This window comes from Corynebacterium sp. LK31, from assembly GCF_014335015.1.
GTDB lineage: Bacteria > Actinomycetota > Actinomycetes > Mycobacteriales > Mycobacteriaceae > Corynebacterium > Corynebacterium jeikeium_D.
The window spans coordinates 1-12,314 of record NZ_PDGW01000008.1 but is presented as its reverse complement, the minus strand read 5'-3'; the positions used below and the strand labels follow the sequence as shown (position 1 = coordinate 12,314).

The 12,314-nt window shown below is 62.5% G+C and carries 12 protein-coding genes and 2 tRNA genes; 4 read left to right on the top strand and 10 right to left on the bottom strand.

The genetic code is table 11. The features are described 5' to 3' along the window. Positions 1 to 19: 19 nt before the first annotated feature. The 5 genes from clpX to CRD18_RS01795 form a co-directional block, all read right to left on the bottom strand. Positions 20 to 1,282, bottom strand: a complete 1,263-nt coding sequence (clpX, locus tag CRD18_RS01815) for an ATP-dependent Clp protease ATP-binding subunit ClpX (protein ID WP_042388518.1) — start codon at positions 1,280 to 1,282, stop codon at positions 20 to 22. Positions 1,283 to 1,455: 173 nt separating this feature from the next. Next, a complete protein-coding gene (locus CRD18_RS01810; protein WP_369707172.1) occupies positions 1,456 to 2,079 on the bottom strand; it encodes an ATP-dependent Clp protease proteolytic subunit in 624 nt (207 codons plus the stop codon). 46 nt (positions 2,080 to 2,125) lie between these two features. Beyond that, complete coding sequence (locus CRD18_RS01805) at positions 2,126 to 2,698, bottom strand: ATP-dependent Clp protease proteolytic subunit (RefSeq protein ID WP_016422302.1); 573 nt, start codon at positions 2,696 to 2,698, stop codon at positions 2,126 to 2,128. A gap of 140 nt (positions 2,699 to 2,838) precedes the next feature. Further along, complete coding sequence (gene tig / locus CRD18_RS01800; RefSeq protein WP_083295680.1) at positions 2,839 to 4,302, bottom strand: trigger factor; 1,464 nt, start codon at positions 4,300 to 4,302, stop codon at positions 2,839 to 2,841. Continuing rightward, positions 4,275 to 4,351, bottom strand: a tRNA-Pro gene (locus CRD18_RS01795). The genes tig and CRD18_RS01795 overlap by 28 nt, the downstream gene beginning before the upstream one ends. A gap of 563 nt (positions 4,352 to 4,914) precedes the next feature. On the opposite strand from CRD18_RS01795, the gene CRD18_RS01790 reads away from it, so the two are divergent. Both CRD18_RS01790 and CRD18_RS01785 read left to right on the top strand, forming a co-directional pair. Continuing rightward, a tRNA-Gly gene (locus tag CRD18_RS01790) sits at positions 4,915 to 4,989 on the top strand. A gap of 186 nt (positions 4,990 to 5,175) precedes the next feature. Further along, complete coding sequence (locus CRD18_RS01785) at positions 5,176 to 5,388, top strand: hypothetical protein (protein WP_048735147.1); 213 nt, start codon at positions 5,176 to 5,178, stop codon at positions 5,386 to 5,388. A 38-nt stretch (positions 5,389 to 5,426) separates the two neighbouring features. Here CRD18_RS01785 and CRD18_RS01780 read toward each other — a convergent pair whose 3' ends face one another. From CRD18_RS01780 to CRD18_RS11085, 4 genes are all read right to left on the bottom strand, one after another. Continuing rightward, complete coding sequence (locus CRD18_RS01780; RefSeq protein WP_187406469.1) at positions 5,427 to 6,947, bottom strand: alpha/beta fold hydrolase; 1,521 nt, start codon at positions 6,945 to 6,947, stop codon at positions 5,427 to 5,429. Positions 6,948 to 7,207: 260 nt separating this feature from the next. Then, positions 7,208 to 8,515 (bottom strand): MFS transporter, encoded by a 1,308-nt coding sequence (locus CRD18_RS01775; RefSeq protein WP_016422298.1) that lies wholly within the window; start codon positions 8,513 to 8,515, stop codon positions 7,208 to 7,210. Next, complete coding sequence (locus CRD18_RS01770) at positions 8,512 to 9,846, bottom strand: glycoside hydrolase family 1 protein (protein WP_242458658.1); 1,335 nt, start codon at positions 9,844 to 9,846, stop codon at positions 8,512 to 8,514. The genes CRD18_RS01775 and CRD18_RS01770 overlap by 4 nt, the downstream gene beginning before the upstream one ends. 43 nt (positions 9,847 to 9,889) lie before the next feature. Next, entirely contained in the window at positions 9,890 to 10,036 is a 147-nt protein-coding gene (locus CRD18_RS11085; RefSeq protein WP_242451370.1) for a hypothetical protein, read from the bottom strand. A gap of 372 nt (positions 10,037 to 10,408) precedes the next feature. Between CRD18_RS11085 and CRD18_RS01765 the strand changes: the two genes are divergently transcribed. Together CRD18_RS01765 and CRD18_RS01760 are read left to right on the top strand one after the other, a co-directional pair. Continuing rightward, positions 10,409 to 10,642 carry a hypothetical protein gene (locus CRD18_RS01765; RefSeq protein ID WP_048734899.1) on the top strand — a complete coding sequence of 78 codons (234 nt, stop codon included), beginning with the start codon at positions 10,409 to 10,411 and terminating at the stop codon, positions 10,640 to 10,642. A gap of 146 nt (positions 10,643 to 10,788) precedes the next feature. Beyond that, positions 10,789 to 11,670: a hypothetical protein gene (locus tag CRD18_RS01760; protein ID WP_016422295.1), complete on the top strand. Its 882-nt coding sequence runs from the start codon at positions 10,789 to 10,791 to the stop codon at positions 11,668 to 11,670. 16 nt (positions 11,671 to 11,686) lie between these two features. On the opposite strand, the gene CRD18_RS01755 is transcribed toward CRD18_RS01760, so the two are convergent. Next, on the bottom strand, positions 11,687 to 12,314 hold a 628-nt coding region (locus tag CRD18_RS01755), incomplete at its 5' end, for a DJ-1/PfpI family protein (RefSeq protein ID WP_370550890.1).

The window sequence follows — 12,314 nt, the reverse complement described above, 5'->3', positions numbered from 1 at the left end:
ACCGGGTTTTTAGCTACCTTTACGCAGTCTTCTTATCCTCGCTGCGTTCAACGAGTTCCGGCGCTGCACCGTCCGTGATGCATTCCTTGTGGACAATGACCTCCGCGACGTCGTCACGCTCTGGTACCTCGAACATCACGGGAACCAGGATCTCTTCCATGATGCCGCGCAAACCACGGGCGCCGGTATTGCGGCTAATCGCCTTGGCAGCAATGGCGCGCAGTGCCTCATCGTCGATGGTAAGGCGCACACCGTCCATGTCGAACAGGTGCTGGTACTGGCGAACCAGGGAGTTCTTCGGCTCGGTGAGTACACGAACCAGCGCGTCCTCATCGAGGTTGGTGACCGATGCGATAACGGGAAGGCGGCCAATGAACTCAGGAATCAGGCCGAATCGAACGAGATCCTCCGGCAGCACGTCGCGGAATGGATCCTTCATGTCCTCGTCGTTAGCCGAGGTGACATCTGCGCCGAAGCCCAGGCCCTTCTTACCGACACGCTCCTGAACGACCTTTTCCAGACCGGCAAACGCACCGGCGACGATGAACAGGACGTTGGAAGTGTCGAACTGAATGAACTCCTGGTTCGGCAGCTTGCGCCCACCCTGCGGGGGCACGGCGGCTACGGTTCCCTCGAGAATCTTCAGCAGCGCCTGCTGCACACCTTCACCGGAGACATCGCGAGTGATGGAAGTGTTCTCGGACTTGCGCGAAATCTTGTCAATCTCATCGACGTAAATGATGCCGCGCTGTGCCTTCTCGACGTCGAAATCAGTCGCCTGCAGCAGCTTCAGCAGGATGTTCTCCACGTCCTCACCGACATAGCCGGCCTCGGTCAGGCTGGTGGCGTCAGCAATCGCGAACGGCACATCCAGCTTGCGAGCCAGTGTCTGCGCGAGGTAAGTCTTGCCGCAGCCAGTCGGCCCCAGCAAGAGGATGTTCGACTTCTGCAGCTCGACGTCGTTGTCCGACTTGGTCTCCGCAGCACGAAGGCGCTTGTAGTGGTTGTAGACCGCTACCGCTAGGGTGCGCTTAGCCATGTCCTGGCCGATGACGTACTCATCGAGGAAGTCGCGAATTTCCATCGGCCGCGGCAGGCGGTCGTCGTTGCCAGTTGCCTCGCCGCCGGTGTTGAGCTCCTCTTCGATGATCTCGTTGCAGAGCTCGATGCACTCATTACAGATGTACACACCAGGTCCGGCAATCAGCTTCTTGACCTGCTTCTGACTCTTTCCACAGAAAGAGCACTTCAGCAAATCCGCACTTTCTTGCATACGCGCCATGAGGCTCCCGCCGCCGCCTTTCCGCTTCGTTGCCAATAACTGCTTCAGACCAGCCTACCGTGAGTGTGCGCAAATACCGGCTTCCACGCCAGGGGCGAGGCGAATTTCACGCGATCTCGCCCGGTGCTTTACGACGGCCAGTGCGCAGCACTCCAAAGAGACCATGTCCCCATTTAGGCGTTGTGCTTGCGGTACTCGAAGACCTGGTCGATGATGCCGTACTCGACGGCCTCTTCAGCGGTCAGGATCTTGTCACGGTCGGTGTCCTTGCGGATCTGCTCTGCAGTGCGACCGGAGTGGCGAGCCAACGTCTCCTCCATCAGCTTGCGCATGCGCTCGATTTCGTTCGCCTGAATCTCCAGGTCGGAAACCTGGCCCTGGATTCCCTGGGTAGCCGGCTGATGAATGAGAACGCGCGCATTCGGCAGAGCTGCACGCTTACCCGGTGCACCCGCAGCGAGCAGCACGGCTGCCGCGGAGGCAGCCTGGCCCAGGCACACGGTCTGCACGTCGGGACGCACGTACTGCATCGTGTCGTAGATGGCCATCAGCGAGGTGAAGGAGCCGCCTGGGGAATTGATGTACATCGTGATGTCACGATCCGGGTCCAGGCCCTCAAGCACCAGCAACTGCGCCATGATGTCGTTAGCGGCGGTGTCATCGACCTGGGAGCCGAGGAAGATAATGCGCTCTTCGAAGAGCTTGTTGTATGGGTTGGATTCCTTAGCACCAAAGCTGGAGTGCTCCACGAAAGAAGGAAGCACGTAGCGCGACTGCGGCATCTGCATATTGTTCATCTCCATGTTGATTAAATCGCCTCTAATTATTCGCTACTGTCCGCTTTTAGCGTGCGGTGTCCTTGAGAGCGGTCACGACGTGGTCAACCAGGCCGTATTCCTTAGCCTCAGCTGCGGTAAACCAGCGGTCGCGGTCCGAGTCTTCCTCAATGCGCTCGACCGGCTGACCGGTGTGCTGCGCAATCAGACGAGCCATCTCCTTCTTGGTGGCAGCGAACTGCTCAGCCTGAATGGTGATGTCGGATGCGGTACCGCCAATACCTGCAGATGGCTGGTGCATCATAATGCGGGCGTGCGGCAGTGCGTAACGCTTGCCCTTAGCACCTGCGGCGAGCAGGAACTGACCCATGGAAGCTGCCAAGCCCATGCCGTAGGTAGCCACGTCGCACGGAACAAACTGCATGGTGTCGTAAATGGCCATGCCGGCGGTGACGGAGCCACCCGGGGAGTTAATGTACAGCGAGATATCCGCCTCCGGGTCCTCAGCTGCCAGGAGCAGCATCTGACCGCAGAGCTTGTTGGCAATCTCGTCGTCGACCTGCTCACCCAGCCAAATAATGCGCTCCTTGAGCAGCTTGTCGAAAACCGTGTTCGTCGACATCTGGGCGTTATCGCTCATCTGTGTACTCCTTCTTCGTACGTGTGCGAGTTTGTCGTTCACTAGAGGGTAACGAAAAGGGCCGTCCCTTTGTTTCAGGAACGGCCCTTGTTCGCTATAAGCGTTGCAGCATAAGGAATGCGTCGCGCTAACGGCGGGGCTTACTCAGCCGAGTTGTCCTCAGCCTTGTCGGACTCAGCCTTCTCAGCCTCAGCTTCGACCTCACCGAAGTACTCGTTCAGATCGATTTCGTTGCCCTCAGTGTCCTTGGCGGAAGCCTTCAGGATCGAGGTGGCCAGAGCCTTGCCGCGGCGAACGTCTGCAAACAGGTTGCCGAGCTGGCCGGACTGCTGAATCTGCTGGATGAACTGGTTCGGGTCCATGCCGTAGGACTGAGCAGTGAACAGGATGTGGTCGGTGAGCTCCTGCTGGGAAACGTCCGGCTGGATCTCCTCAGCCAGTGCATCCAGGAACAGCTGGGTGCGAACAGCTTCCTCAGCGGACTTCTTGGAGTCCTCGTCGAACTGCTCACGAGTGGTGCCCTGGGCCTCCAGCATGGAGTTCAGAACCTTCTCGTCGCCGCCGAACTGACCCAGCAGCTGCTGCAGCTGGCCCTCGACCTGCTCCTTGACAACACCCTCCGGAAGAGCGATTGTGGTCTGCTCCATTGCGGCAGCCAGGACCTTGTCGCGGACCTGCTGAGCCTGTTCGCCCTTCTTGGTGTTCTCGACCTGGCGTGCCAGGTCTTCCTTCAGCTCCTCGATGGTGTCGAACTCGGAAGCCATCTGAGCGAAGTCGTCGTCAGCTTCCGGCAGCTCGCGGACCTTGACGGACTGAACGGTAACGGTGACCTGAGCGTCCTCGCCCTCGTGCTCGCCAGCAACCAGCTTGGTGGTGAATTCCTTGGACTCGCCCTGGGACAGGCCAACAACAGCCTCATCCAGGCCGTCAATCAGATCGTCGGAGCCAACCTGGTAGGACAGTCCCTCGGTGGAAGCCTCTTCCAGCTCTTCACCGTCGATAGTGGCGGACAGGTCGATGGAGACGAAGTCATCCTTCTCAACTGCGCGCTCAACGCCGGTCAGGGTGCCGAAGCGAGCGAGCAGGTTCTGCAGCTCAGCCTCAACAGCTTCCTCGTCGGCGACCAGCGGGTCAACCTCAACTGCGATGTCCTCGAACTTCGGCAGCCCAATCTCCGGACGGACGTCGACCTCAGCGGTGAACTCGACGAGCTCGCCGTCTTCCAGCTTGGTGATGTCAACCTCAGGCTGACCGATAACCTTCAGCTCCTCCTCACGAACGACCTCGTCGTAGCGGGACGGAACCATGTCGTTGAGCACCTGCTCCAGGATTGGGCCGCGGCCGAAGCGGGCCTCAATCAGCTTTGCCGGTGCCTTGCCCTTACGGAAGCCCGGAATCTGGACCTGCTGAGCCAGTGCCTTGTAGGCATTGTCGAACTCTGGCTTCAGCTCGTCAAACGGGACCTCGACGGTAATCTTCACTCGGGTCTCATTGAGCTTCTCAACGGAAGACTTCACTGGTGCACTCTCCTGCAACTCGATGATTAATTCATAGACCACGGGAGTGCCCGTGATACTGGTCGGGGTAGCGGGATTTGAACCCACGGCCTTCCGCTCCCAAAGCGGACGCGCTACCAAGCTGCGCCATACCCCGTATGCGTCATTCGAAACCTAGCAGAAACCCCTTTGGAGCATCTGCACCGGGGCCCTCATAGTCGCGAAATCGCGTTTCCACAACGGACCCGTATAGATTTACCTGACGATTAACGAAATCACAAAACCACGCGTTCAACCAGGCCATTACTCTGTCTGAAAACGCTTTACGACGCCATCGAGAGCCAACCTGCCAACTACTACTGGTTTCATGAAATCCATGCATATCACAGGGCGTTTGCATCACCTCGGCACTGCTTTTGGCGGCCTCGTTTACTGCAAACACTCCATTCGTCGGCCGACCCTCCAAAGAAGCCGCCTAAAACGACTGCCCCTTTGTTGAGTCGTGTGACAGTGTAATCAACGGCTATACGCCTGTTTCATATACCCCATATTGCTTTAGTTTCATTTTCTGTTTTTCCCGGCCACAGCCACTTTTCTTTAAATCCTTCGAGAAAAACCTGGCATCGATTTTTGTATGTGCGCTTTAACGAGTTAATATGCCTTGTACCAAGACACGGTCTGGTTGAGGCGAGTGCGCATCTAAACCGGATTTCTGTCTATGGGGATGTCGTATAGTGGCTAATACCTCAGCCTTCCAAGCTGAAGACGCGGGTTCGATTCCCGTCATCCCCTCCATGTGAAAGCACCCTCCGGCCAGCGTCGGAGGGTGTTCTTCTTTTTGACGGGATCCGTCCCGAAATCCGTCACAGGCATGTCACGACCGCGTGCGCGCGTCACGGTTTCATACAGCGTCGGTAACAAGTCGGTGGCACTGTCATGTCGGGTCTTTTGCCGTCGTCACGCACAACTAGTCCCGGCGGCATGAATCCTCGCATCATCGACAAGGACACCGGCGTCGAGCTGTGGACCGTCGCCGAATGCGCGGAGTTCACCGGTACCGCGCGCGGCACGTTCACCAGCTATGCGGGCCGTGGCAAAGCGCCGGTGCCGGCGGCGAAGCTCCACGGGCTGAACCCGCGGAACTCCGACGACGTGCGCGAGTGGCAGAAAGGCCACGAGGCGAAGGGCAAGTAGCCGGCCCAATCTCGGACCGGTCAGCCCGGCATGACCGGTCAGCCCAAGTAGTGGGCGGCGACGACGTTGGCGATCTCGTCGGCGTCGTTGTGGGCGACGAGCACGCCGTGGCCGTGGCCCGGCAGCTCGATGAGCTCGCCGCCCATGACCGCCTGCATCGCGCGGCCGCCCGTGCCGGTCACCGCCGCATCGCGGTCGTAGTGGAGCAGCAGCGGCTTCGACTCGAGGGCGTCGCCGCTGAGTTCCACGGCAGCGCCCTGCCCCGGCCAGCCGAGGCATAGCTGCCCCGACGACAGCGCATCGGCGTTGAGGCGGAAGATGTCGCCGCCGGTGAACTGGTCGAGGTACGTGCGGGGAATGCGGGACGGGTCGGCGGCGGTGACGTTGTCGTTGCAGATGATCGCCCGCTCGATGGTTCCCATCGCCTCGGTCTGCGCCATCATGTCTTCCGGGGTCACGCCCTCGGGTAGTTCGGGGGTCTCCACCTCGCCGGTGACCACGGCGTCGGCGATGTCGGGCCACATGCTCTCCGAGTACGTCGCCGCGAAGGTCTGCTGCAGCAGCACCGACTGATTGCCGGCGCCGGGGCGCATCAGGTTCGCCGCGAAGGAATGGCTGCGCCACGCGACGGGCAGAACGCCGTCGGCCAGCTGCATGAACGCCTCCGGGTCGTCGGCGAAGGCGGCGGGCACGTCGCCCACCTGCGTCGGCGGCGGGTAGACCTGACCCGGCGCGCCAACCTCCTCGTTGATGCGCTGCGACCAGCGCGCGTACACCTGCAGGGCGGTGGTGCCCAGGCCGTACTCGTCGTCACGGTCGGCGATCCACTGGAACATCGCGTTGAGAGCCTCGCGGCGCCACGGCTCGCGCGAGTCTCCGAGCCGAAAGTAACGGTCGGCAGGATCGACCGAGGAATCCAGCACCATCCGGCCCGTCTTGTCCGGGAACAGGGTCGCGTACGTGCTCATCAGATCCGTGCCGTAGGACAGGCCGTAGAGGTGCATGACGTCCTGGCCGAGCACGTCGCGGACATGGTTGAGATCGCGAGCGGTGTTCTCCGTGGTGATGGTCGCCGCGTATCCCGGTTCATTGGCTTCGCAGGAGGCGTACATCGCGCCGACCTGCCCGGAGAGCAGACCCGTCATCGGGATGTCCGCCACGTTGCAGTTCAGCGGGGTGCCCCAGGCCAGGCCGCGCGACTCGACGGCGATGAGGTCGAAGTGCTCCCGGACGGCGGTCGGCATCCTCACGGCCTCGTCGGAGAACATTCCCAACGCGTCGCCGCCGGGGCCGCCCGGATTGCCTGCGATGACGCCACGGCGCTCCCCCGTCGCCGGAACCCGGCTGACAGTGAGGGAAATCGTCGCGCCCTCCGGGTCGGAATAATCACGTGGCATGTCGATGTCCGCGCACACGGTGCCCGGCGCGGTCATCGCCGCGGTCGGGCACGCGCCCCAGTCCAACCCGCCGAGATCGGCCGGACCGGCGGAGCCGCCGGCCGACGCCTGCGGCACCGACAGCAACGTGCCCGCCAGCGCGAGCGCCGTGACCGGGGCCAACGCCCTGCGGACGAAGGACGTCCGGGACGACGGGGCCGCTGAGACTCGGCTCGCGGACCGGGCCTCGGCACCGGTCTCCACAGAGGAGACGGCGGGGGACGCTGCGCCGAATGCGGCGGGGGACAACTTCTTCGTGGGGCGCACGGGGATAAACACCTTTCATCGACTGCAACGAACGGTATCAAACCGTAACGCCGACCGCACGCCGTTCAAGGCACGAAGATTAAGGCACCGGCCGCACGCTGTTCAACGCACGGAGATCAGGGCACGGACCGCACCCGGTACACCAGCACCGCACCGACGGCGGTGAGCGCGCCCGCGAAAACGTACAGGCCGGGGTACCCGCCGAGGTTCGCCAACGCGAAGGCGGCGAGCACCGGGGCGGCCATGTTCGGGCCGGCGACGGCGAGGTTCATGACGCCCACGTCACGCCCGCGCTCATCGGCCTTGGGCAGCACCTGGTTGATCAGGGCCTGATCGACGGCCATGAACACGCCCCACGACAGACCCAACAGCACCGCCGCGCCGACGACCATGGCGAAGCTCCCGGCGAACGCCATGATCGCGCAGGCCCCGGCGACGCCCATCGACGACAACGCCACGAACACCCGGCGCTTGCCCATCTTGTCGGACACTTTGCCCGACAGGATCGCGGTGACGATGACGCACAGGGCATACGCGCCGGTGAGGACGAGCACGCCGGCATCCGGATCGGGGTGGCCGATGTGATCGCGCAGGTAATAGAACAGGTAGAACAACGCGACCGAGTTGCCCGTGGTCACCAGGAACCGGGCGATGAACACCCACGTGAAGTCGCGGTAGAGCCCTCCGGGCACCTCGGCGACGGCGGGCACCACGGCGTCAGCGTCCCCGCCGGCGTCGTCAAGCACCGGAGATGCGGCCGCCTGCGACCGCACCCGGGACACGTCGCGGAAGCCCGGCAGGAACTGGCCGATGAGCACCAGCAGCAGCGCCGCGGTGACGATGTACGCCAGCCCCAGGTCGAACACCGTGGCCACGACGGTGCCCAGCACCACGCCGAGGGTGTACGTCAGCCCCAGCACACCCGAGACCACGCCGTACTGATTGTCCGGCACCGTATCCGGCGCCACCGCCTGGGCCGCGTTGATTGACGCCGCGATGGCCAGCTGGAACACCGCCCACCCGATGGTCAACGCCATGAAGCCCGGCGCGGCGCCCAGGAACACCAGCGACCCGGCCGCCGCCAGCCCGCCGAAGAGGATCCACGGGGCGCGGCGGCCCCAGCGCGTGTCCGTGCGGTCCGACAACCACCCGGCCAGCGGATGCCCGATGATGGAGAAGAACCCGCCGACCGCCATGAGGAGCGCGAACTTCTCCTCCTTCTCCCCCGGATGCCAGATGAGGATCTGCTGCGCCAACAACAGCTGCGTCGGCGCTGCCCACGAGATGTTCTGCCCCAGGTACAGCAGGCCGTACCGCACGATCCAGCCGGTGGTCACCGGCGTGCGCTGGGCGGGGTCGGCGGTGAAACGCCCGACGTCGGAGATGGCGCGTTCGGAGGAGCCGGCGTGTTCGGAGGAGCTCATCCCTGCACCCCATCCGGCTCCGGCGGCTGCGCCCGCACGTTGGGGTCGGTGTGTTCGTCCGCGACGGGGTAACGACGGCCTGCGGTGTAGCGCCGGTGCAGCTCCGGGGTGATCCGCCCGGTGCGGGCCAGCTCGGCCAGCAGGTGGCCCGACGGCTTCATCGTCCGTTCCTGCGTCTCGTAGTCCAGGTGGACGATGCCGAATCGCGGCTCTTCGCCGTCGGCCCATTCCCAGTTGTCCACGAAGCACCAGTGGTACCAGCGCTCGATGGGCACGTCCGACTCGGCGATGGCCCGCAGGTGCTCCAGGATGAACCGCGGCCGGAACGACTCCAGCCTGCGGTCGGCAGCCCCGGCGTCCGGGTTGGCGTAGTCCCCGGCCGGATTCGGCTTTTCGACGCCCGCGTCCACGCCACCGACCGACAGCTCCAGATCGCCGAGATCGCAGGTGCCGTTTTCGGTGATCCAGACCGGTCCGCCGAAACGCTCGTTCAGGTCGCGGGCGCATTCGACCAGGCCCTCGGGGTGGATTTCCCACCCGAGGTCGTTGACCGGAGCCCCGACGAAGGTGCCGTCGTCGAACTTGTCGACGGCCGTGCGCGAGTAGTAGTTCAGGCCCAGGAAGTCGTGGTGGCGGCCCGACGGCAACCCGCGGCCGACCTTCGCCCCGCCCAGCAGCGGATGGAACTTCCCCGCCAGATGCGCGTCGGCGACGATGTCCTGGAACAGATGCCGATTGATCCGCGCCAGGCCGCGGTGGATGGGGTTGCGCGGATTGCGCGGCGCGAACGCCCGTGCGTGGTGGGCGATGCCGACCTTCGCCCGATCCCCCTGGATGCCGTGGATGACCTCGTAACCGCGGATGTGGGACACCGCCATGTTGCGCAGCACGGCCATCGTGTCGCCCCACGAGCGGTTGCCCGGCGGGCCCGAGCGGAACATGTGCGCCTGGGTGGCGTACACGTTCGGCTCGTTGACGGTGATCCACTCGTCGACGAGGTCGTCGAGCGCCCGCACGGTCGTCTCCGCATAGCGCAGGAAAGCCGCCGGCGATTCATCGGAGGTGAAGCCGCCGCGCCGAGCGAACCAGAGCGGATTGACGAAGTGATGGAGCGTCACCAGCGGACGAATCCCCTTGTCCCGCAGGTCGGCAATCTCCTCACGGTAGCGATCCAGCACCGCATGGTCGAACTCCCCCGGCCGCGGTTCGATACGCGCCCACTCCACGCCGATGCGAGCGATGGGCAGACCCAGCGACGCCATGAGCTCGTTGTCCTCCCGCCACCGGTTCCAGTGGTCGGTGGCGCGCAGCGGGGTCGAACCATCGGCGATGTTGCCGGGCTCGCGGGCCCAATCGAACCAGTCGTTGTTCTCGTCACCGCCCCTCGATCTGCCCGGCGGCCGACGCCGTGCCGATCAGCAGACCCCGCAGATCGACGTCGTGATGCAACGGCTTCGCGAGCGGCGACGTGCGCGGCTGAGGATGGAGAGTTCGGTCATTGGCAGGCACATTGGTTGACATGCCGACATCCTATGTCACACATCACGCCTAGTTTTTGGTTTTCCAACAAAATGTTATGGGTTTCGCGCGTCGACGGGGTCGTCGTAAAGCAACCGAGTAGAGCAACCGGATCGTTCGCGAAAAATCCGCTCCCCCTGGAACGAATCGGAGCCCCGGCCCGTTGTTGACGATGTCCCCCCAAAAAAATCAAAAATCACGTTAGGAACCCCACTTGTCAGCCTTCTAAGCTGAAGACGCGGGTTCGATTCCCGTCATCCCCTCCACGCAACCGGGCGCATTGCTCCCGGTTTTTACTTTCTGAGCCGACGTCCGGGGACCAGAAATTCTTCTGACCTCTGTTCAGGATCCAGTGCTACGGGTACTCTGGGCACCATGAAGCCCACCATTATCGATGCCGATACTGGACACGAACTATGGACCGCGGTCGAATGCGCTGCTTTTTCCGGCACCGCACGTGGCACTTTCACCAGCTACGCTGGCCGCAAGAAGGCTCCTGAACCCGTCGCGAAGCTTCATGGGTTGACCCTGTGGGATTCCGAAGAAGTTCGCGCATGGCACGCCAATCGGAAGAGCCGCACCAAGAGCACCGACTCCGCCGAATCATAGATACCTACCCATACCCAATCATTTCCTGGTTCCCGAGCTACATCTGTCGGACAGATATGTAAGCTCGGGAACTTTTTTCGCTCTACATGCGTTATCTCAAGTAATTACAAGCAGTACCCGCAATTTCCTTTTTGGAGGCCTAGCCCATGGGGGCTTTAATTCTGATCGCGATCACCGTCGGCGGCGCAATTATCATCGCGTCGATGGCTCAAAACCGTTCAAACAGGGCCTTTGATGCTCGCCAGAACAATCAATTGGAAGACGCCGTCGCAGACGCCCGCCGATGGATTGAGCGACTGGGCTCACAGGTATTGAACCTGGCTGGCACCGATTCGGCTTCCACGCAGGCTCTTGCTGACGCATCCGAGCGCTACAATGCCGCTTCCTCGCAGATTTCTACTGCGCGCACCCCGGCACAGGCGCGAATGGCCCGCGAATCGGCGCTGGAGGGCCTGCACTACATCAATGCGGCTCGCGAAATTATGGGCCTGCCGGCGGGGCCGACACTGCCACCGCTGGAGGGTCAGAAGGCCGCTGGTTCTGTGACCGAAACTCGCACCATTGAGCACGAAGGCCACTCGGTTACCGCCTCTCCATACGCCACCCCGGAAACTCCGAACTACTACCCCGGTGGTCGTGTCGCTGGCCGTCCGGTTCCGGCCGGTTGGTACTCCGAGCCCTGGTGGAAGTCCGCGCTCCGCACCGGTGTCTGGACCGCAGGCTCGATGCTGCTGTTCTCTACCCTCTTCCACGGTATGGCCGGTGTTGCCTACGGCGCTGATGAGTTCGCCAGCGGCATGGGCACCGGCGCTGACGACTTCGGCGGCACCGAGGACTTTGGAGCCGAAGACTTCGGTGGCGACGATTTCGGTGGAGATGACCTTGGCGGCGACTTCGGTGGCGGCGGTGCAGATGCCGGTGACGCAGGCGACGGCGGAGGCTTCTTCGACGGCCTCTTCGGTGGCGGCGACGGCGGCGGCGACGGCGGCGGATTTTTCGACGGCGGATTCGACGGTTTCGATATTTAGAAAAAGCCCGGCGCCGCTATTTCGCTAAATCCGCAAAAGGATCGACAGTGCCGTCTGTCTGAGGCCGATACTCAATTTTTCTGGCGGCGAATCGACCAGCTTCCTTGCCAAGGATGCTGCTAATTAAAGCAACAGCCATATCCATACCTGCTGCGACTCCTGATGAGCTCCAGCGATCTCCGTCTTCAACCCATCGAGCCGCTTTCACCCACGTCACTTCGTTTCCGAACGAGGTAGCCCAATCAAAAGCCAACTTATTACTAGTTGCCCGCTTTCCTTCAAGTAGCCCAGCCGCAGCTAGCAGTGCCGACCCCGTGCAGACCGATGCCACTAACCGCGCCCGGGACCCGATGTGCTTAAGCCAGTCCAAAAACTCTGCATCCTCAACTAGTGTTCTGCTCCCTGCTCCACCGGGCACCAGGAGAATATCGACTGCCTCGAGTTCAGCGGTGCAGCGCGTGGCGATAACCTCCGCCCCCTGAGCGCTGGTTATCGAACCGGCAATGTCGGCGACATATTCGACCTCAATCTCTGGGACATGACCAAAAAGGCCAACCGGCCCAAAAACGTCTAAGAGTTCGAACCCGGGGAACAGTACAACAGTTACTCGGCGGTGTGCTTCCGGATTTGCCATAGGCCAATTC

Coding starts and splice junctions, on each gene's coding strand:
- CRD18_RS01760 (WP_016422295.1), top strand. CDS start 10,789: ATGGGGGCTTTAATTCTGATCGCGATCACCGTCGGCGGCGCAATTATC.
- CRD18_RS11085 (WP_242451370.1), bottom strand. CDS start 10,036: ATGTCAACCAATGTGCCTGCCAATGACCGAACTCTCCATCCTCAGCCG.
- clpX (WP_042388518.1), bottom strand. CDS start 1,282: ATGGCGCGTATGCAAGAAAGTGCGGATTTGCTGAAGTGCTCTTTCTGT.
- CRD18_RS01765 (WP_048734899.1), top strand. CDS start 10,409: ATGAAGCCCACCATTATCGATGCCGATACTGGACACGAACTATGGACC.
- CRD18_RS01785 (WP_048735147.1), top strand. CDS start 5,176: ATGAATCCTCGCATCATCGACAAGGACACCGGCGTCGAGCTGTGGACC.
- CRD18_RS01775 (WP_016422298.1), bottom strand. CDS start 8,515: ATGAGCTCCTCCGAACACGCCGGCTCCTCCGAACGCGCCATCTCCGAC.
- CRD18_RS01805 (WP_016422302.1), bottom strand. CDS start 2,698: ATGAGCGATAACGCCCAGATGTCGACGAACACGGTTTTCGACAAGCTG.
- CRD18_RS01810 (WP_369707172.1), bottom strand. CDS start 2,079: ATGAACAATATGCAGATGCCGCAGTCGCGCTACGTGCTTCCTTCTTTC.